We start from the raw sequence: 21,089 nt of genomic DNA on the forward strand, positions 1-21,089 counted from the left end.
AAAAACGCTCAAGGTTAACGGATTTCATTCCGTTTTGTGCCTTGAGCGAAGCGAAAGGAATGGGTATAAAGATGAAAGCCCATGTTATACTGTCTCCTATATAAGGACACGATTCCTTGTTCAGTGAACATCGGGGTGGAGAGGCCTTGATTATTACAGAGAAATAGGAGAATTGCTATGAAAATGGTTATCGTAGAGAGGGACTCAAGCGTCAGTGTCACAGAAAGAAGAGTTACCGAAAAAAGAAAAATGCTCGAATTTCTACCGAACGGATCGTTTCAAGAAAAAGAAGTCGATTGGGTGTGTTTTACCGGAGCGGGCGATGAAGAGATGGTTCTTAATGGTTTTATCCCTGCAGGCTTTTCCTATTCAGGAGCCCGAGTGACAAGCCAGGATGCTCAAATCAGCATCTACCAATGCGTGAACAGCTTGCGGAACAGCCTGGATTGCCAGTTTGTCATCGCACAATCTGCCGGTACGAGTTCGTATGTTTTACTCAAGGATGTACCAACGCTCATCCGTTTTTTCTACAATCTTGAGAACCAATCTTGACTCTTGTGGTAGTATTTGAGTAGGTGATACCCATGTCTACTCGGGAAAAGATTAAGGAAAAATTGACCCTGTTGCCCGCAAAACCAGGCGTGTACCTGATGAAGGACGCGAACGGGGATATTCTTTATGTGGGCAAGGCAAAAGTGTTGAAAAACCGTGTACGCTCGTATTTCACAGGGTCCCACGATGGAAAGACACAGCTGCTTGTATCGAATATAGCCGATTTTGAATATATAGTGACCGATACTGTGATCGAAGCCCTGATTTTGGAAAACAACCTCATAAAAAAGCATACGCCGCATTACAACATCATGCTGAAGGATGACAAAACCTACCCGTATATCAAGATTACGAACGAGGAGCATCCCAAGCTTGAGATTGTTCGCCGGGTAAAAAAAGACGGAGGCAAGTATTTCGGACCCTATCCGAATGCGGGAGCAGCCAACGAGACCAAAAAGCTGCTGGATCGCCTCTACCCCTTGCGGAAATGCAAAACACTAAAACCGAAAGTCTGTCTTTACTACCATATTAATCAATGCATAGCTCCGTGCGAGTTTCCGGTTGAACAGGCAACCTACGACCAGATGGTCAAGGAAATTACCAAATTTCTGAATGGCGGACATAATGAGATCAAAGCCCAGTTGACCGACAAGATGCACAAAGAGGCGGAGTCCTTGAATTTTGAACGGGCCAAGGAACTGCGGGATCTGATCCATCATATTGATGCGGTCATGGAGAAGCAAAAAATCGATCTCGGCGACACGATCAACCGGGATGTATTCGGTTATTATGCGGACAAAGGTATGATGTGCGTACAGGTGTTCTATGTTCGTTCCGGTAAGCTGATTCAGCGTGATGTCTCAGTGTTTCAGCATCATGGCGATGAAAAAGAGGATTTTCTCTCCTATGTCACCCAGTTTTACTTCGAGAATCCCGACCTGCCGCGAGAGATTCTGCTGCCGGGGGGACTTGACACGGACGTCATTGAAGAATGGCTGTCCGTAAAAATTAAAGTGCCTATGCGCGGAACCAAAAAACAACTGGTGGACATGGCCTGCGAGAATGCGAAAATCGCTCTGGAAGAGCGTTTTAAAATGATGGATCGCGACATGGATCGGACGATCCGGGCGGTTCAGCAGTTGGGCGAGATCCTGGCGATTTCCACACCTTTCCGTATTGAATCTTTCGATAACTCAAACATTCAGGGAGCGGATGCGGTGGCTGCCATGGTCGTGTTTATTAATGGGCAGCCGGCCAAGAAAGAATACCGGAAATATAAAATTAAAACGGTACAGGGACCCGATGATTATGGATCTATGCGTGAGGTGATCCGCCGCCGTTTTGTCCGGGCGCTGAAAGAAAAACAGCCTTTGCCAGACCTGATCGTCATTGACGGAGGCAAGGGGCAAATCGGCGCAGCGCTTGACGTACTGCAGAATGAGTTCGACCTGGACATCCCTGTATGCGGATTGGCGAAAGATGACCGCCATCGGACCAGCCAGCTTTTTTTCGGTGACGAACCGGATCCGATTCCGATCGACCGGTCTTCACAAGCATTCTACCTGTTAACGCGGATTCAAGACGAAGTTCACCGCTTTGCCATTACATTTCACCGGCAAACCCACGGCAAACAGGCGATGCGTTCAGTATTGGACGATATACCGGGCGTCGGGGAGAAACGGCGGAAACAGTTGTTGAAGCATTTCGGTTCGATCGAAGCCATTAAAGGGGCACCGGTCGAGGAATTTCGGAAAGTGGGCATCGGTGATAAATTGGCAAAAGAAATTGTGAGTTTCTTACGCCAAACCTAAGATTTTTTGCAAAAAAGAGTAGACCGCTCGCCAGCTGAATGATATAATCAGATTTAAATTTCATATTGCCTCATCTCAAGCAGAGGTGAGGTAGAGGCGCGAACGATCAAGAGTACCTTTGACGAGAAACGGGATTTCAAAGACTCAAAGGGAAAGGGGTATTCGCCGAAGCGAGCATTTCTCCCGGGAATGCTCGGCTGGGTCTGCATCGAACAGGTGCAGGACTGTCACAGGAAGCTGCCCTTGGCTTTCTGTGGAGAACTATCTCGCTGAGATTCTGAAAGGGAACAAATGGAAAGCATTGCTTTGTGTTTGTTGAGAGGGGGCACTGGTACGCTGACTAGACACGTTAGGCGGCAGTAGACGGGTGACCTGAGTCAACCTTCTATTGCCGCTTTTTGCTTTGACCTTAGCATGATCGGCGAGTTATCGATAAAACTAAACAACAAGATGATATGACAGATTGGAGTGGAGAGTGTGGCATTAACCGTTCAAAAGTTTGGGGGAAGTTCTGTTGCAAGTCCCGAGCACATTCAACGAGTCGCCCGACGTGTAGCGGATACTGTGGATCAAGGGAATTCCTGCGTTGTGGTCGTATCTGCAATGGGGGACACGACTGATGATTTGATCGATCTTGCATGCAAGGTGTCCTCGAAACGGCCTGCCCGTGAAATGGATATGCTTTTGACAACAGGAGAACAGATTTCCATCGCATTGTTGGCGATGGCTTTGCAGGACCTTGGAAAAGACAGTGTATCGTTTACCGGATGGCAAGCCGGAATTCGTACGGAAGCGGTGCACAGCAAAGCGAGAATTACCGACATGGATCCGTCAAGAATTTTCGCCGAGTTGGAAGAAGGGAAAATTGTCGTGGTTGCCGGCTTCCAGGGGGTTTCTGAAGACGGAGACATTACGACACTTGGTCGCGGTGGTTCGGATACAACCGCAGTCGCGTTAGCAGCTGCTCTGAAAGCGGACTTATGCGAGATTTACACCGATGTAGAGGGTGTGTACTCAACCGATCCGCGCGTTGTAAAGTTTGCTCGCAAGATTCCTGAAATCTCGTATGACGAGATGCTGGAGTTGGCCAACCTGGGGGCGGCAGTACTTCATCCGCGTGCAGTTGAATATGCGAAACAATACAACGTACCGTTAATGGTTCGTTCCAGTTTTAAATCAAATCCGGGAACACTCGTGAAAGAGGAGGCACTTATGGAAAAAGGGATTATTGTACGAGGTATCGCACATGATTTGAACGTGGCCAAGGTAGCGCTTGTTGGCGTGCCAAACCGAAATGACAACCTGCAGGCTGTGTTCCAGACGCTTGCGAAAGAAAATATTAACGTCGATATTATCGTACAAAGCGTTGTCCATAATGATCGCAGCGACATTTCGTTTACCGTGGCGAAGGACGATTTGCACCGTACAATTGAAGTTCTGACCCAACTGAAAACTCGTCTTGGCGCCAATGAAATCGTTTGTGAGGAAGAACTGGCGAAAGTGTCGATTGTAGGAGCGGGAATGATCAGCAATCCGGGCGTGGCTGCTCAGATGTTCCAGGTTCTCTCGGAGAACGGAATGTTCATTAAGATGGTGAGCACGTCCGAAATCAAAGTGTCCTGTGTTATCGACGCTTCCGATGTTCATAAAGCGGTTCGGGTACTGCATACCGCGTTCGGTCTTGATGCCGTAGAGGCGGCTGCTGTGGCAAAATAACAGTCGGTCAAATATTCTTGACGATTGATTATCCCCGTGATAAACTCTTTTCAACGATTCAAGTGAATAGTGCGTGATGAAACTCTTATCCAGAGTGGCGGAGGGACTGGCCCGATGAAGCCCGGCAACCGGAATCCTGCACCTTTTTTCAGGTGGGATTCTTGGTGCCAATTCCTGCAGAATCATTTGATTCTGATAGATAAGAGGCGGCGATCGATTTATGTGACCCCCTCTTAGTTGAGTGGGGTCTTTCGTTTTTTCTCCGACGATTGCCGTCTTTTGAATGGGAGTCAATCCTGGCGTCACTTTTCCATAGGTGAGGTGTGAGCGAGCGCATGGCGGTACGAATTGAAGACGTGGTACGAAAAGAATATAAGCTGCCCGATCTGGTACTTCAGAGTGGGCGGGAATTAACAGATGCAACGCTTGTCTACGAGACATTCGGCACGTTGAATTCTGCCAAAGACAATGCGATTTTGGTCTGCCATGCATTGACCGGAGATTCCCATGCGGGGTCTACGGCAGGCTACCCCGGTTGGTGGGACGGACTTATCGGACCGGGAAAAGCGCTTGATACCAATCGCTATTTTGTTATTTGTGCAAATGTGCTGGGCGGGTGTTCCGGCTCGACTGGCCCGGGATCGATCAATCCGCTTGATGGCCGTCCCTATGGCATGCGTTTCCCGATAGTCACCATTCGCGATATGGTGCAAGCGCAATATCATTTGGTCAAAAGCCTGGAAATCGACCGTCTGTATGCTGTCATTGGGGGATCCATGGGAGGAATGCAGGTTTTCGAATGGGCGGTAACCTACCCGGAAATGATGGAAACGTATATTCCGATCGCCACGTGCGGCCGATTTTCTGCAATGGGAATCTCCTTTAACAATGTCGCGCGACAGGCAATTTATAATGACCCGGCTTGGTGCAACGGGAATTATTACGGAAGAACATTTCCGCAAAAAGGTCTCAATCTTGCCCGGCGGCTCGGAATGATTACGTATCGAAGCTTTGAGTTGTACGAGGAGCGGTTCGGACACTCCATGGTTCCAATCGACGATCCGTTTGTTATGGAATCCGAGTTTCAGGTGGAAAAGTACTTAAACTACCAAGGTGATAAATTGGTTCAAAGATTCGATGCCAATTCGTACCTTTATCTGCTGAAATCGATGGATTTGCACGATGTATCGCGCGGACGCGGAAGCTATTCACATGTGTTGGACCGAATTAACGCCCGCGGGTTGATGATTGGAATTGATTCCGACTTTTTATTCCCTGCCGGTGAACTTCTGGACACTGCCGAATTGCTGCGGGCAAAGGGAAAAGAAGTCGTCTACCGTGAGATGAAGACCATTCACGGGCATGATGCGTTTTTGATCGAGTTTGAAATCATGAACGAATGGGTAGGGGAGTTTTTGGAAAACGGAGGGAAAACAAAATGAACAGACAACAGAGAACGGTGCGGGTGGGCCTCCTGGGTTTGGGAACCGTAGGATCGGGAGTTTTGAAAGCGTTAAGCCAAAACGGGGAATCGATTGCGGAGCGAACGGGCTGCAGGATTGAGATCCCGTATATTTTGGTGCGAAATCCAGAGAAAAAACGAAATGTGGAAGTGGCCCGGGAACAGATCATCACGGATCCGGATCTGATTCTTACCTCTCCGGATATTCCAATCATTATTGAAGTGATGGGAGGACTGGAACCTGCCCGTACCATTATTTTAAAGTCTTTGCGGTCGGGAAAGCATGTAATCACCGCGAATAAGGAACTGCTTGCAAAGCACGGGGCAGAGCTGCTGCAAACGGCGGAAGAAGCGGGAGTTCAACTTTTGTTTGAAGCGAGTGTGGCGGGAGGAATCCCTGTGATTCGCTTTCTCCAAGGATATTTAACCGCCAATCGTGTCCAGGAAGTATCCGGGATTCTCAACGGAACGACAAACTATATTCTCACGAAAATGGAACAAACGGGGCAATCTTTTGGTGAAGTCTTGGTGCAGGCGCAGGAACTTGGATACGCGGAAGCGGATCCTACAAGCGACGTGGAAGGTTTTGATGCGGCTTATAAGCTGGCAATCCTGACCAATCTCGCGTTTGATGTAAAGGTTCCCGTCCATGATATACCGAGAGAAGGAATTACCCGCCTTCAGCCTTTAGATTTGCAGTGGGCCCGCGAGTTTGGTTATGTTATTAAACTGCTCGGGCGCTCTCGCAGAACGGAGCAGGGAATTGAGCTGTCCGTCGGACCTCGATTGCTGCCGCTGACCCATCCGCTCGCGCGGGTGAATGATGTTTTTAATGCAGTAATGATTTCGAGTGATGTGGTGGGAGACCTGACTTTCATCGGAAAAGGGGCCGGGGAATATCCAACGGCGAGTGCGGTGTTGGAGGATTTAATGGCTCTTCTGCAAAACTCGGGAAATGTCCTGAGGTCTTCCAGTTGGAATACCCCGCTGCAGCAGTTTGAGGGGCGGACAGAAGTTCAAAACAATTTGGTGCGCTTGGACTGTACACGAGAATCAGCGGCTCAAACGGAGCAAGTGTTTACCCACTTTGTCGAAAAATTGGGAGGAGCGATTCTAAAGAAAGTTCGAGCATCCCACGGGCAGGAAGTTGTTCTTGGATATGTGACAGCCGGTGTTTCCGGGTATGTGATCGAGGAGTTCTTAAAGCAGCAAATTGCCGATTCTTTCTCTCAGCTTGTGATTCCATGCCTTGCGGAAGGCGAAGCGAACGTTGGACACGAATTGTCCCAAAACTCAAAGGAAAGTGAATTATTCATGCCTCAAAGCGTTTGATTTTGGGAAAAATACTCTTGTAATATTCTTGACACATTATTGATAAAGTGCGACAATTTTCGATAGAGTGAATGGCTATTCAGAGAAGCTTCTAAGCAGCACGCTTCCAAAGAAATGCGTGTGCGGAGGAAGTTTTTCCGACTGTCGGAAAGAATAAGATGTGGTTACTAAAGATACCACGTTTTATTCTTTCCTGGGCAGACAGGAAAGAACGGTAACCGAGGGGATCGGTTACCCTTCTTTTCGTAATCAACTTTATCTGTTTTTTTACATAAAGGGGGCGCAAAAAAAAAACTACAAAGAGAGAAGTCTCACCAGCATGTGAAAGAAAGCGCATGCAGTAGGACGGACGCCTGAAAGGCGATTCTAGAAGGGAGGACCAGACTCAAGTGGCACAACAACAAAAAGATTTTTGGTTTCGACGTCTGCATTCTTTGACAGGAGTATTGCCTGTAGGTCTTTTCTTGGTTTTTCACCTGTTTACCAATGCGAAAGCAACGAAAGGCGCGGAGCATTATAACGAAGCGGTATTGGGAATCCAAGGCTTGCCGTTTTTGGGGGTAATCGAGTTTTTATTTATCTTTTTACCGCTTTTGTACCACGGTGTTTACGGTATGTACATCGCAATGACTTCCGGATATAACAGTGGACAGTTTTCTTGGTTCCGCAACCAGATGTTTGTCTGGCAGCGCATCACAGGGGTTATTACATTTATCTTTGTCGTGTGGCATTTGTGGACAACCCGTTTCAGCGGTGAGAATCCTGATTTCAACATGGTCTCGCTTCTGATTGCAGACCCGATCGCTTTCTGGTTTATGATTATCGGAGTAGTAGCAGCGGCATTCCACTTTGCAAACGGTCTTTGGGGCTTCCTGATCCATTGGGGAGTAACGATAGGTCCTCGCTCACAGCGTATGTCCGCATATGTAATGGGCGGCATATGGCTAGCTATTTCATTTCTGGGAGTAAGCGCTCTCTGGGCGTTTAAGTATCCTGGGGCGTAAAGGGAGGGGACTGAATCATGAGTCAACGTATTATTGTTGTTGGTGGCGGATTGGCCGGCCTCATGGCCACAATCAAATCTGCCGAAGCCGGTATTCCTGTAGATTTATTTTCGCTTGTTCCTGTTAAGCGTTCCCACTCTGTGTGCGCACAAGGCGGTATTAACGGAGCGGTGAACACCAAAGGCGAGGGAGACTCTCCTTGGGAACACTTTGACGATACGATTTACGGCGGGGACTTCCTTGCGAACCAGCCTCCGGTAAAAGCAATGTGTGAAGCGGCACCAGGAATCATCCATTTGCTGGATCGGATGGGGGTTATGTTTAACCGTACACCGGAAGGCTTGCTGGACTTCCGACGTTTCGGTGGTACGAAACATCACCGTACAGCCTTTGCGGGCGCTACGACAGGTCAACAGCTTCTCTATGCGTTGGACGAGCAGGTCCGTCGTTTTGAAGCGGCCGGATTGGTGCAGAAATATGAAGGCTGGGAGTTCTTGTCGATCGTTCAGGACGATGAAGGCACTTGCCGCGGGATTGTTGCGCAGGATCTTCGTTCGATGGAAATTCACAGCTTTGTCGGTGATGCTGTAATTCTTGCGACTGGCGGCCCTGGCTTGATTTTCGGCCGCACTACAAACTCCATTATCAACACAGGAACTGCCGCTTCTGCCGTATATCAGCAGGGAGCTTATTATGCAAACGGTGAGTTTATCCAAATTCATCCGACTGCGATTCCCGGTGACGATAAATTGCGCCTGATGTCCGAATCGGCGCGTGGTGAAGGCGGACGGGTCTGGACCTATAAAGACGGAAAACCCTGGTATTTCCTTGAAGAAAAATACCCCGCATATGGAAACCTTGTTCCGCGTGATATCGCAACTCGTGAAATTTTCCACGTTTGTGTGGATTTGGGACTTGGCATCAACGGGGAAAACATGGTGTATCTGGATGTTTCCCATATTCCGAAAGAAGTGCTAAATGTCAAGTTGGGCGGTATTTTGGAAATTTATGAGAAATTTGTTGGTGACGACCCGCGTAAAGTTCCGATGCGCATTTTCCCTGCCGTTCACTATTCAATGGGCGGTCTCTGGGTGGATTATGATCAGCAAACCAACATTAAGGGTCTCTTTGCTGCAGGTGAATGTGACTATTCACAACATGGTGCGAACCGGTTGGGCGCAAACTCGCTGCTATCTTCGATTTTTGGCGGAATGGTGGCCGGACCGAACGCTGTTAAGTACATCAAGGGCTTGAAGAAAGCTTCCGGCGATGTTGCGCAGCATTACTTTGAAACAGAACGCAAGAAACGTGAGCAGCAGTACGAGGATATTCTGAAGATGGAAGGGAACGAAAACCCATACCAAATTCATCGTGAGCTCGGTGAATGGATGAACAACAACGTAACAGTTGTTCGTCACAATGACCGTCTGCAGAAAACGGACGAAAAGATTCTTGAACTGATGGAACGCTACAAGCGGATTGGTATGGCGGATACTTCCCGTTGGGAAAATATGATGGCACCTTTCACCCGTCAATTGTGGAACATGCTGGAACTTGCCCGGGTAATAACGATTGGCGCTCTCAACCGGAACGAATCGCGCGGGGCACACTATAAGCCTGAATTCCCGGAACGTGATGATGAGAACTGGTTGAAAACGACAATGGCTAAGTGGACCTCGGATGGACCTGCTTTTCACTACGAAGACGTGGATACCTCTCTGATCAAGCCACGCTTGCGCAACTACAGTGTGGATAAGGAGGCGACCAAATCATGAGCGAACAAAAAATGGTTCATCTGATTATTGAACGTCAGGATACACACAATGGAAAGTCATATACGGAAGAGTTCAAAGTGCCGCTTCGTCCCGGCATGAACGTGATTGCCGCTTTGATGGAAATCCAGAGAAATCCCGTAAATGCAAAAGGGGAAAAAGTGGCCCCGGTTTCCTGGGAATCAAACTGTTTGGAAGAAATTTGCGGGGCCTGTATGATGGTCATTAACGGTAAGCCGCGTCAGGCATGTACCGCTTTGATTGAGAAGCTGGAACAGCCCATCCGTCTGAAGCCGGCTCGCACATTCCCGGTACTTCGCGACCTGGTGGTAGACCGTTCCCGCATGTTTGAAGCTTTAAAGCGGGTAAAAGCATGGGTTCCGATCGACGGTACCTATGATTTGGGACCTGGCCCGCGCATGGCAGAACGGGATCGTCAATGGGCGTATGAGCTTTCAAAATGCTTCACCTGCGGTGCTTGTGTGGAAGCATGTCCGAACGTAAATGAGAAAACAAGCTTTATCGGGCCTTTCGCCATCTCGCAAGCTCGTCTTTTTAACACCCACCCGACCGGTTCGATGCATTCTCATGAACGTATCGAAGCTCTGATGGGTGAAGGCGGAATTCATGAATGCGGGAACTCGCAAAACTGTGTGCAGGTATGTCCGAAAAACATTCCGCTCACAACTTCGATCGCAGCAATGAATGCGGCCACGAACCGCTATGCTCTGACCAACTGGCTGCGCAAATAAAAATTCTTGATCAACATAAAAAGCCTTTCACACTTGTGGTGAAAGGCTTTTTATCTGTTTTCCGGGAACTGCGGAGCTTTGACCTTTCCACCAATGGAGGATGACTTTTGGGACTTAAGGCTCAATTTTTGTAAAAATGTGTCGGAATAAATGATCTGGGTGTATAATTTATTTTAACTGTTTAACGACATTAATGTGCACGTGAGGGGTGTGTTTCTTTGGGAGTACAGATTATCAATCCTTTTATGCAATCGGCAAAAAATGTCCTTGAGCAAATGACGAGCATTCCAGCCGTGCCAGGGACCATTTCGCCAAGTCACACAGAGCTTCACGATTCGCACTTGTGGATATTGATTGATTTGAAAGGTGAGGTGGACGGCAGCGTAGCCTTTGGATTTGTTCCTGATACGGCGCTTAAGATTGCCTCTGCCATGATGGGCGGCTTTCATTTGGAGCAATTGGATGCCCTCAGCCAAAGCGCAATTTCGGAATTGGCGAATATGATAAGCGGTAACGCCTGTTCTTTGTTGTCGCAGGAAGGGGTAACGGTCGATATCTCTCCGCCCCGGCTTGTCTTTGGGGAGAGCGTAAATGCCCAGAAATCAACAGCAGTGGCTGTACCCTTATCACTTCAAGAAATGGGCGTCATGGAAGTGAAATTATTGATTGCCTGACTGCACCAATGTCCCTCCACGGTCATAGTATAATTTGACTGTATCCCTTGACCTTGTCAATCATGACCCGAGCAAGGAGGGATCGAGTAAGTGACCACGGGTAAGGACTTGCGCGGCAAATCTCTTCTCACCAATCGTGAGCGTGAAGTATTTGAGTTGCTGGTACAAGACAAGACCACAAAGGAAATTGCCGAAGTTCTATTCATTAGTGAAAAGACCGTCCGTAACCATATCAGCAACGTTATGAAAAAACTTAACGTTAAAGGACGGTCACAGGCCGTTGTTGAATTGGTTCGTCTCGGGGAAATACAGATCTAAAAGAGTTTTTTACCTGGGTTGCCCTACTTTATTCAAAGTAGGGTTTTTACTTTAAAACAGGACGTTTTATCCCGCGTTGGCCGCATGGACGCGGCCGTTCTTAGCGGGGTATCCTTATGTTATAATAGATGCATTCTGCAAGGAAAGGATGGTCTTAAAGTGGCAAGTTCAAAACCGGTTGGTCTTTTCGATTCGGGGGTCGGGGGACTTACAGTGGTGAGGGAGATGTTTCGACAATTGCCACAGGAAGACCTGATTTATGTAGGGGACAATGCCCGCTGTCCGTATGGCAGCAGGCCGCCGGAACAAGTTCGGCAATTTTCTTTTCAAATTATGGATTTTTTGGTAGACCTGGGTGTAAAAATGATAATCATTGCCTGTAACACGGCTACCGCAGCGAGTTTGAACGAAGCTCGAGAGCGCTATTCTATCCCGATTCTGGGAGTGATTACTCCCGGCAGCAGGGCAGCGATTTCCTCCACACGAACCGGCAGAATCGGTGTCATTGGCACAGAGGTTACAGTCAGAATCGGTGCATATGCCCGGGAGATTCATCGGATTAATCCACGACTGCAGGTGGTTAGCCAGGCCTGCCCGCCATTTGTGAAAATCGTGGAAGAAGGAGACATGTATTCCGAGCACGCAAGGCGAGTGGTGGAGGAGTATCTGGCTCCATTGAAAAGGGAAATGATTGATGTTTTAATCCTCGGTTGCACCCATTATCCGATTTTGGGACCTGTCATTCAAAACGTTGCGGGAGATCGCGTGCAGTTGATCTCATCCGCCGAAGAAACAGCCAGAGAAGCGTCCCTTATTTTGGCGGATCGAAATCTTTTAAACAACCATAATTTGCAGCCGGTTCATAAGTTCTATACAACCGGGGATACCGAGCATTTTGCCGAAATCGCGGAGCGATGGCTGGAACACCCGGTTTCCCTTGAAAGTCTGGTTCTGTAGCAATTGTCCAACAAAACAAGCATACTTCGTCCACCTCTCCGTATACATAGAAGTAGAAAAAAGAGGTTGAGGAGGACGTAGAATGCGCCATAAGAAAAAAATTTTGGCCGGAGTATTGGTAGTGAGTTTGGCGGGAACGGCAGGGTGCGGAATGTTTACACCGACCTCCAGTCCGATTGATGAACCTCCACCCGGTGCCAACCAAGCTGCCGATAAAAAAACCGACACTGTATCCGCCACACTCTATTTTGCAGATGAGAATGGTTTTGTTGTGCCTTTGCGAGTCAGTATTCCGAAAGCAGAAGGTCCGGCCGCTCAAGCCCTCACATTTTTGACTCCGGAAAAATCGAAGGAATTCCTAAAAGGCACCGGCTTGCACTCCGTGATCCCGGAAGGGACGAAAATGACAGTTAATATTGATAAAGACGGGTTGGCAACTGTTGATTTCGGCAAAGAAGTTCTTGGATTAAAGGTGCCAAAAGCAGAACAGCAACTAGTCGATGCAGTGGTGTGGACTCTTACAGAATTTCCGAATGTAAAAAAGGTTCAAATCAAGGTGAATGGCAACATTCAAGCGGCGATGCCAACAAGCGGAACGCCAATCGGTCAGCCTTTAACCCGCGCCAATGGCATTAATCTTCAGGTGGCGCCAAATATTAATCCTGCCGAAACGACCAAAGTGACTCTCTATTATGAGGGAACCAACAAAGCTGGCAATTTCAGCTATTTGGTTCCGGTGACAAGGATGATCGGCAAAACAAGTGAAGATCTGGTGAAAACAACAATTGCTCAGTTGGTCTCAGGGCCTATGACACCCGGATTGAAGCCGACGATTGCCGCTTCCACCAAATTGCTTAACGTTAACACAACTGGTGATACGGTCACTCTTGATTTTGAGAACCTGCTGACGGAAGGTGCAAGTACCGAGCAGAAGAAAGTGTTCCACTCAATTGTACTGTCGGTTTTGGAAAACAGCCCGGCTCAAAAAGTTAAAATTACAGTCAAAGGGCAAACACCGGTGACTGCGCCAGGGTTGGACCTCAGCAAGCCGATGGTTCGTCCTGAAACGGTTAACCAAAAACAACTTTAGATCGTATACATTGGCCGACTGGACAGAATGCATCGTCCACCGGCTGTTTTTTTACGTAACATTGGATTTTCTTGGGTTGGGTATGATAGTATAAATTGCAAGCTCAGGAGGCGCTGACCCTCCTATGATTTTTGAGGAGGTAGTTAGATGAGACCGGACGGACGTAAACCGAACCAAACGAGAAACGTAACAATCGAGCGCCATTATATCAAGCACGCGGAAGGATCTGTTCTCATCTCCGTTGGAGATACCAAGGTGATTTGTACAGCAACGTTGGAGGAGAAAGTCCCGCCTTTTTTACGAGGCAGCGGGCAAGGATGGATTACCGCGGAATACTCGATGCTCCCGCGTGCAACTCCAAGCAGAAATCAGCGCGAATCGACGAAAGGGAAAGTCGGCGGCCGGACCATGGAAATCCAACGTTTAATCGGCCGTGCTCTACGGTCGGTCGTAGATTTGTCAAAACTTGGTGAGCGAACGATTTGGTTAGATTGTGACGTGATTCAGGCGGATGGAGGAACACGAACCGCCTCGATCACAGGATCTTTTGTGGCTATGGCAGATGCACTGAATGTGCTTGTCGAGAAAGGGACGTTTGACAGAATCCCGCTGACTGACTATTTGGCTGCAGTTAGCGTTGGAGTGGTGAACGAAGTACCTGTATTGGATTTAAACTATATGGAAGATTCGTCGGCGAAGGTCGATATGAATGTTGTAATGACCGGAAGCGGAAAGTATGTGGAAGTGCAGGGAACCGGCGAGGAGACTCCTTTTACGCCGGATGAATTGCAAAATATGCTGTCTCTTGCAAAGGAAGGCATAGAGCAATTAATCATGAATCAAAAAATAGCTCTCGGGGACGTAGGCGATCGGATTGGCACGAAAGAACCTCAGAGTGTATAAAGAAGTGGAGCCATTTTAGAGAGGGAGAGAGAAAATTGAAAGTTGTGTTGGCCACTCGGAATCAAGGGAAGGTTCGCGAGTTTGGGGAGGCCTTAGCCGCACTGGGGTGGACGATTGAGGGATTGCCCGAGAACGTCCCCGCAGTAATTGAGGATGGGCTGACCTTTGAAGACAATGCTCGTAAAAAAGCTGAGGAAGTTGCGGAATTTTTGCAAACACCCGTGTTGGCAGATGATTCGGGATTGGAAGTGGACGCTCTCGACGGGCGGCCAAGCGTATTTTCTGCAAGGTATGCGGGGGAAAATGCAAGTGACAGCGCCAATAACAGTAAACTTCTTGAAGAACTGGCCGGAGTTCCGATCGATAATCGTTCCGCAAGATTTGTTTGCGTGCTCGCTTTGGCTCGCCCAAAAGAACCGACTTTATTGGCTCGCGGGGAGTGCGAGGGAGTGATCCTCGAACAACCAAGGGGAGCAGGGGGCTTTGGGTACGATCCATTGTTTTTTGTGCCGGATTTGCAGAAAACGTTCGGCGAACTCACCTTGGATGAGAAAAACCGGATCAGCCACCGGGCAAAAGCGATTCGTTCCCTGATGCAGCTTGTTCCTGCCGGTGATAACGGATGAAAATTTGTTTAATGAGTGATTCGCACGGAAGAACTGACCGGATCGACGCTGTTCTGGCACGGTATTCGGATATCGAAATGTTGATTCATGCAGGCGATCATGCGAATGATGTTTTGTCCCGCAAGGATGTTCCCTGGAAGACGGTTTGCGGAAATTGTGACGCCCCCGGTTCTGCTGGTGATGAGGAAATTATAGACATTTTGGGATTGAAAGTGTTAGTCACTCACGGTCATCTCTATAGAGTGAAACAAACAATTCTTCCTTTGACATATCGGGCTAAAGAGGTTGGGGCAGATCTGGTGATTTTCGGTCATTCGCATGTTCCGGTCATCCTGGAAGAAGATGGAACGATTTTCTGCAATCCTGGCAGTCTGTCTTACCCAAGGGGCAGTGTTAGCGTTCCGACATACGGAATTCTGGAGGTAGTGCCTTTTTCCGGAGCCTGTCGGGTAGATATCCAGTTATACGGCATGAAGGGCGATCCATTACCCGGATTTCATTACGTACATCAATTCTTGAAACCTTGACATTTCCGTCAGTCCCTATGGATTCCTCTTGACGATCGGGGTTTGTTTTTCTTATACTAAATTTTGTTCCGGGTTTTACCCGGACTTCCCTTCTGTGCCTATAGCTCAGCTGGATAGAGCATTCGCCTTCTAAGCGAAGTGTCGCAGGTTCGAATCCTGCTAGGCACGCCAGAAAACGCCCATCAAAGTGAAGTGAAACTCTGAAGCATATTCCGAGTGCGTTTGATGGGGACTCGATGAGAAATAGCGGCGGTGTGATGCCGCTTTTTTATTTTTTAACTCCCTTTTGACCGTTGGGTTTTTTCAACTATTTGAAACATCAAGCAGTTGTGCTATAATAAGGTGGTTCAACTTCAGAAATAACACGCCATACATATAAAGTGTTGGGGTTTGTAAGGAGGAAATATTATAATGTCTGCTAAGTGGGAAAAAACAGAAAAGAACGTCGGTGTACTAGAGGTTGAAGTTGAGAGTGGTAAGGTTGACCAGGCTATTGATCAAGCTTTCAAGAAAGTTGTAAAGCGGGTGAATGTTCCCGGTTTCCGTAAAGGTAAAGTTCCGCGCCCGATTTTTGAACAGCGTTTCGGGGTTGCCGTATTATATGAGGATGCTTTGGACATTCTGCTACCAGAAGCGTACAGCAAAGCGGTTGACGAAGCGAATATCGAGCCTGTAGCTCGTCCCGAAATCGATATTGTGCAAATCGAGAAAGGCAAACCGCTTATTTTTAAGGCGACTGTAACTGTTAAGCCGGAAGTGCAGCTTGGAGACTATAAAGGTCTTGAAATCGAAAAGAAAGAGTTTAACATTACCGCTGACGATGTGGAAAAAGAACTCGAAAACATGCAAAAATCCCATGCCGAAATCGTTGTCCTCGAAGAAGGTACAGTTGAAAACGGAGATATCGTGATCATCGACTTCAAGGGCTTTGTGGACGGAGAAGCTTTCGAAGGCGGAGAAGCCGAGAAATATCAGCTCGAGATTGGGTCCGGCACCTTCATTCCCGGATTCGAAGAGCAGCTCATCGGTCTGGGCAAAGGGGAAGACAAAGACATTACCGTAACATTCCCGGAAACCTACCATGTTCCTGCACTGGCGGGTAAACCGGCTGTCTTCAAGGTTCACCTGCATGAGATTAAGCGCAAGCAGTTCCCGGCTCTCGATGATGAGTTTGCGAAAGATATTTCGGAATTTAACACACTGGATGAATTGAAAGCGGATGTGGAGAAGAAACTTCAAGAGAAAGCGGAAGCGGACAAGAAAAACTATTTGGAAGAACAAGTGATCGAAAAAGCTGTTGCGAACGCTGCAATTGAACTTCCGGAAGTCATGGTTGATATTGAAATCAACGGAATGATTGAAGACTTTAAGCAGCGCTTGCAAATGCAAGGCATTCCGTATGAAGCATACCTCCAGTTCACCGGTGCTTCCGAAGATAAACTCCGTGAAGAGATGAAGGAAAACGCTGAAAAGCGGGTTCGTACACGTCTTGTTCTGGAAGCAATAAGCAAAGCGGAAAACATCGAAGCGACAGAAGATGATGTTCATGAAGAAATCGCTAAAATCGCGGACTCAGCCCGTATGGATTTCAACCTGGTGAAACAAATTTTGGAATCCCGCGACCCGCATTTCCATGCTTTGAAGGACGATATCGTGTCACGGAAAACCGTTGCTTTCTTGGTTGAGAATAGCAAAGTAGCTTAATATCGTGTATCATAAAGAAACAGGATTCAAACAAGGCACTTTGTTCAAAAGTGCCTTGTTTTTCAACTCCACCGCTGACAGGAGGCTAGGGCAATGAATTTGGTTCCTATGGTGATCGAGCAAACCAGCAGAGGAGAACGAGCGTACGACATCTACTCCCGTTTATTGAAAGACCGTATTGTGTTTATCGGTACCCCGATTGACGATATGGTGGCCAACCTAGTGGTGGCTCAACTGCTGTTCCTGGCTGCAGAAGATCCGGAGAAGGACATAAGTCTTTACATAAACAGTCCGGGCGGTTCTATTACAGCAGGAATGGCTATCTTCGACACTATGCAATTCATTAAACCCGATGTTTCAACGATTTGTGTAGGCATGGCGGCATCTATGGGATCTTTTCTTCTGATGGCCGGTGCAAAAGGAAAGCGTTACGCACTTCCAAACAGTGAGATCATGATCCACCAACCGCTCGGGGGAGTTCGCGGGCAGGCAGCCGATATAAAGATTCATGCAGATTGGATTCTCAAGACGAAAGCGAAGATCAACCGTATATATTCGGAACGTACCGGTCAGCCTATTGAGAAAATCGAGCGCGATACTGATCGTGATAACTTCATGAGCGCCGAACAAGCAAAGGAATATGGCTTGATTGATGCGGTGATTTCCCGAACAGACTTGAAATAAGGGGTGAGTAGGGTTGTTTAAATTCAACGATGAGAAAGGCCAATTGAAGTGCTCTTTCTGTGGTAAGACGCAGGACCAGGTCCGCAAGTTAGTTGCAGGACCGGGTGTCTATATCTGTGACGAATGCATTGAGCTCTGTAATGAAATTGTCGAGGAAGAACTGGGTGAAGAGCAGGAATTTGAGCTGAAAGATGTTCCCAAACCTCATGAAATCCGTGAAATTCTGGATCAGTACGTAATCGGACAGGAAACGGCCAAGAAGTCATTGTCCGTTGCGGTCTATAACCATTACAAGCGAATTAACACCAACCAGAAAAATACGGATGAGGTTGAATTATCGAAGAGCAATATCCTGCTCATCGGACCTACCGGAAGCGGGAAAACGCTTTTGGCGCAGACATTGGCACGAATCCTGAATGTGCCCTTTGCGATTGCAGATGCCACTTCTTTGACCGAAGCGGGGTACGTTGGGGAAGATGTGGAAAACATTCTTCTCAAGCTGATTCAAGCAGCAGATTATGATGTGGAAAAGGCTGAGAAGGGGATTATCTATATCGACGAAATCGATAAAATCGCCCGCAAATCTGAAAATCCGTCAATCACCCGGGATGTGTCCGGTGAAGGGGTTCAGCAGGCACTTCTGAAGATTTTGGAAGGCACTGTTGCAAGTGTTCCTCCACAAGGTGGTCGCAAACACCCGCATCAGGAGTTCATCCAGATCGATACAAGCAATATTCTCTTCATTTGCGGCGGTGCGTTTGATGGAATGGAGCAAATCATCAAGCGCCGATTGGGCAAGAAAGTAATCGGATTCGGAACAAACGAAGAAAAGGTAGTGAATGAACACAAACCGGGTGCCTATCTCCATAAGGTATTGCCGGAAGACCTGCTCAAGTTCGGTTTGATCCCTGAATTTGTCGGACGTCTTCCCGTTCTGACAACGTTGGAAGCGCTTGATGAAAAGGCATTGATTCAGATCTTGACCGAACCGAAGAATGCGCTCGTCAAGCAGTACCAGAAATTGATGGAGATGGACGAAGTCCAGTTGGAGTTTACGGAAGAGGCATTAATCGAAATCGCGAAGGAAGCGATCAAGCGAAACACGGGTGCTCGTGGCTTGCGCGCGATTATTGAAAGCATTATGCTGGATGTGATGTATGATGTACCTTCCCGTCAAGATATCACCAAAGTGGTGGTGACAAGGGAAACCGTAACTCACAAGGAACCGCCTGTCCTGGTTACGACGGAAAACCGGAACAAGAAGAAGAAAAAGGAAGAAACAGCATAAAAGACAGCCCACGAAAAATTTAAGGCAGGAGACGCTATTGCGCTCCTGCCTTGTTTATTTTTGCCTCTCCTGGACATACTAGTTTCTAGAATGTCGCGGACCAAGGAGGGGGCCATTTTGAATGTGATGACGATTGTCAGTCTGATCCAAGTCTTTTTTGCAGTTGTGATCGGACTTTATTTTTGGAATTTGTTGAAATCGCAGCAAAACAACAGATCCGCAGTCGAACGGGAATCAAAGAAGGAATTGGAAAAGCTTCGCAAATTGCGGACCATATCGCTCACGGAACCGTTGGCCGAGAAAACACGACCCGCATCCTTGGAAGATATTGTTGGTCAACAAGAGGGATTGCGTGCCCTTCGGGCTGCGATTTGTGGACCCAATCCGCAGCATGTGCTCATTTACGGACCACCGGGTGTCGGGAAAACCGCAGCCGCCCGCGTGGTATTGGAGGAAGCAAGAAACAATCCATTGTCTCCATTCAGTAATGAAGCCAAGTTTGTTGAACTGGATGCAACAACTGCAAGATTTGACGAACGGGGAATTGCCGATCCTTTGATCGGATCGGTGCACGATCCGATCTATCAAGGTGCCGGTGCAATGGGAATGGCCGGAATTCCTCAGCCGAAAGCCGGAGCGGTAACGAAAGCACACGGAGGTATGCTGTTTATAGACGAAATTGGGGAACTGCACCCGATTCAGATGAATAAGCTGTTAAAAGTGCTCGAGGACCGAAAGGTTTTTTTGGAAAGTGCCTACTACAGTTCCGAGGACAGCAACATTCCCAGTCATATTCACGATATTTTCCAAAATGGGCTGCCGGCCGATTTTCGCCTGGTGGGTGCAACCACCCGCACGCCGAACGAAATTCCGCCAGCTATTCGTTCCCGCTGTGTAGAGATCTTCTTCCGCTCTCTGACTCCTGAAGAAATTGGAACCATTGTGAGAAAAGCGGCTCAAAAGATTCAGTTCCCAATTGAGGACGTTGCAGTGGATGTAATTAAAAGATATGCGACCAACGGCCGGGAAGCGGTGAATGTTGTTCAAATTTCAGCCGGCATTGCGCTCTCGGAACGGCGCAATCAGATCAAGGCGGAAGACGTGGAATGGGTGATCAATTCTTCCCAGATCTCGCCGCGTCCCGAAAAAAGGGTTCCAGCCCAGCCGCAAGTCGGGGTTGTTAACGGGCTTGCTGTATATGGCCCGAATATGGGGATGCTCCTTGAGGTTGAAGTGACCGCTCAGCAGGCCAGAGAGGCGGGCAAAGGACGTCTTACCATTACCGGTGTTGTGGATGAAGAAGAAGTTGGCGGCGGTCAACGTGTCATGAAACGCAAGAGTATGGCACGAGGTTCCATCGAAAATGTAATGACGGCATTACAGCGAACCATGGATGTGAATCCGTTTGACTACGATATTCATGTGAACTTCCCGGGGGGAACTCCGATCGACGGGCCATCAGCCGGTGTCACGATGGCAACCGCCATTTATTCGGCGATTAAGGGGATTCCGGTAGACAATTATCTCGCGATGACAGGAGAAGTTTCCATTCGGGGTTACGTCAAGCCGGTAGGCGGTGTGGTAGCAAAAGTTGAGGCTGCACGGGAAGCGGGAGCCAAACGTGTGTTTATACCGCGGGATAACTGGCAGGAGATTTTCCGATCTTTTGAAGATATTCAGGTAGTAGCTTTGGATCATATTGAACAGGTGATTCAACAAGCTCTAACAGCTCAAGAGAACGTGGAAAGGGTGCCGGTTGTCACTCCAACTCCCGGAATTTTGACAGCATCGCCGTCACTCAGCCCATCCAGCAAGTTGACGCTAAATGAATTCCACGAAAAGTAGGTCAGTTTCGTGAACCGATGAAAATTGGTGCATCGCAGGGACGTTGCTCCCTGCTTTTTTAGTGCTTGAGTT

Annotated in this window: 19 protein-coding genes, 1 tRNA gene and 2 riboswitches; all 20 genes read left to right on the forward strand. The window is 48.0% G+C overall.

Features of this window, described 5'->3' with window-relative positions:
• Positions 1-177: 177 nt before the first annotated feature.
• On the forward strand, positions 178-552 hold the full coding sequence (locus tag ACFO8Q_RS08960; protein ID WP_380025432.1) for a hypothetical protein: 375 nt from the start codon (positions 178-180) through the stop codon (positions 550-552).
• 32 nt (positions 553-584) lie between these two features.
• Positions 585-2,363: an excinuclease ABC subunit UvrC gene (gene uvrC, locus ACFO8Q_RS08965; RefSeq protein WP_380025433.1), complete on the forward strand. Its 1,779-nt coding sequence runs from the start codon at positions 585-587 to the stop codon at positions 2,361-2,363.
• Between the two features lie 83 nt (positions 2,364-2,446).
• A riboswitch (Lysine riboswitch) is annotated at positions 2,447-2,635 on the forward strand.
• 205 nt (positions 2,636-2,840) lie between these two features.
• Positions 2,841-4,079, forward strand: coding sequence for an aspartate kinase (locus tag ACFO8Q_RS08970; RefSeq protein ID WP_380025434.1), 1,239 nt, complete (start codon positions 2,841-2,843; stop codon positions 4,077-4,079).
• An 82-nt stretch (positions 4,080-4,161) separates the two neighbouring features.
• Positions 4,162-4,285, forward strand: a riboswitch (SAM riboswitch).
• 129 nt (positions 4,286-4,414) lie between these two features.
• Positions 4,415-5,521, forward strand: coding sequence for a homoserine O-acetyltransferase MetX (gene metX, locus ACFO8Q_RS08975; RefSeq protein ID WP_380025435.1), 1,107 nt, complete (start codon positions 4,415-4,417; stop codon positions 5,519-5,521).
• Positions 5,518-6,873 carry a homoserine dehydrogenase gene (locus ACFO8Q_RS08980; RefSeq protein WP_380025436.1) on the forward strand — a complete coding sequence of 452 codons (1,356 nt, stop codon included), beginning with the start codon at positions 5,518-5,520 and terminating at the stop codon, positions 6,871-6,873. Before metX ends, ACFO8Q_RS08980 begins: the two co-directional genes overlap by 4 nt.
• Positions 6,874-7,262: 389 nt before the next feature.
• Positions 7,263-7,877, forward strand: coding sequence for a succinate dehydrogenase cytochrome b558 subunit (locus tag ACFO8Q_RS08985; RefSeq protein ID WP_380025437.1), 615 nt, complete (start codon positions 7,263-7,265; stop codon positions 7,875-7,877).
• Between the two features lie 17 nt (positions 7,878-7,894).
• The gene (gene sdhA / locus ACFO8Q_RS08990; protein ID WP_380025438.1) at positions 7,895-9,652 is read left to right on the forward strand and encodes a succinate dehydrogenase flavoprotein subunit; all 1,758 of its coding nucleotides are present in this window, start codon (positions 7,895-7,897) and stop codon (positions 9,650-9,652) included.
• Positions 9,649-10,401: a succinate dehydrogenase iron-sulfur subunit gene (sdhB, locus tag ACFO8Q_RS08995; protein ID WP_380025439.1), complete on the forward strand. Its 753-nt coding sequence runs from the start codon at positions 9,649-9,651 to the stop codon at positions 10,399-10,401. Before sdhA ends, sdhB begins: the two co-directional genes overlap by 4 nt.
• Positions 10,402-10,619: 218 nt before the next feature.
• Positions 10,620-11,075, forward strand: coding sequence for a chemotaxis protein CheX (locus ACFO8Q_RS09000; protein WP_380025440.1), 456 nt, complete (start codon positions 10,620-10,622; stop codon positions 11,073-11,075).
• Between the two features lie 90 nt (positions 11,076-11,165).
• Positions 11,166-11,393 (forward strand): helix-turn-helix domain-containing protein, encoded by a 228-nt coding sequence (locus ACFO8Q_RS09005; protein ID WP_380025441.1) that lies wholly within the window; start codon positions 11,166-11,168, stop codon positions 11,391-11,393.
• Between the two features lie 159 nt (positions 11,394-11,552).
• The gene (gene racE, locus ACFO8Q_RS09010; RefSeq protein WP_380025442.1) at positions 11,553-12,350 is read left to right on the forward strand and encodes a glutamate racemase; all 798 of its coding nucleotides are present in this window, start codon (positions 11,553-11,555) and stop codon (positions 12,348-12,350) included.
• A gap of 82 nt (positions 12,351-12,432) precedes the next feature.
• Complete coding sequence (locus tag ACFO8Q_RS09015; RefSeq protein WP_380025443.1) at positions 12,433-13,440, forward strand: GerMN domain-containing protein; 1,008 nt, start codon at positions 12,433-12,435, stop codon at positions 13,438-13,440.
• 147 nt (positions 13,441-13,587) lie between these two features.
• On the forward strand, positions 13,588-14,343 hold the full coding sequence (rph, locus tag ACFO8Q_RS09020) for a ribonuclease PH (RefSeq protein ID WP_380025444.1): 756 nt from the start codon (positions 13,588-13,590) through the stop codon (positions 14,341-14,343).
• A 35-nt stretch (positions 14,344-14,378) separates the two neighbouring features.
• The gene (locus ACFO8Q_RS09025; protein WP_380025445.1) at positions 14,379-14,969 is read left to right on the forward strand and encodes an XTP/dITP diphosphatase; all 591 of its coding nucleotides are present in this window, start codon (positions 14,379-14,381) and stop codon (positions 14,967-14,969) included.
• Entirely contained in the window at positions 14,966-15,496 is a 531-nt protein-coding gene (locus ACFO8Q_RS09030) for a metallophosphoesterase (RefSeq protein WP_380025446.1), read from the forward strand. The genes ACFO8Q_RS09025 and ACFO8Q_RS09030 overlap by 4 nt, the downstream gene beginning before the upstream one ends.
• Positions 15,497-15,590: 94 nt before the next feature.
• A tRNA-Arg gene (locus tag ACFO8Q_RS09035) sits at positions 15,591-15,667 on the forward strand.
• 240 nt (positions 15,668-15,907) lie between these two features.
• A complete protein-coding gene (gene tig / locus ACFO8Q_RS09040; RefSeq protein WP_380025447.1) occupies positions 15,908-17,200 on the forward strand; it encodes a trigger factor in 1,293 nt (430 codons plus the stop codon).
• Between the two features lie 93 nt (positions 17,201-17,293).
• Positions 17,294-17,884 carry an ATP-dependent Clp endopeptidase proteolytic subunit ClpP gene (gene clpP, locus ACFO8Q_RS09045; protein ID WP_380025448.1) on the forward strand — a complete coding sequence of 197 codons (591 nt, stop codon included), beginning with the start codon at positions 17,294-17,296 and terminating at the stop codon, positions 17,882-17,884.
• Between the two features lie 13 nt (positions 17,885-17,897).
• Complete coding sequence (gene clpX / locus ACFO8Q_RS09050; RefSeq protein ID WP_380025449.1) at positions 17,898-19,172, forward strand: ATP-dependent protease ATP-binding subunit ClpX; 1,275 nt, start codon at positions 17,898-17,900, stop codon at positions 19,170-19,172.
• Positions 19,173-19,298: 126 nt separating this feature from the next.
• The gene (gene lonB, locus ACFO8Q_RS09055; protein ID WP_380025456.1) at positions 19,299-21,017 is read left to right on the forward strand and encodes an ATP-dependent protease LonB; all 1,719 of its coding nucleotides are present in this window, start codon (positions 19,299-19,301) and stop codon (positions 21,015-21,017) included.
• Positions 21,018-21,089: the final 72 nt, after the last annotated feature.

This window comes from Effusibacillus consociatus (genome assembly GCF_042652925.1).
In the GTDB taxonomy this organism is placed as follows: Bacteria; Bacillota; Bacilli; order Tumebacillales; family Effusibacillaceae; genus Effusibacillus; species Effusibacillus consociatus.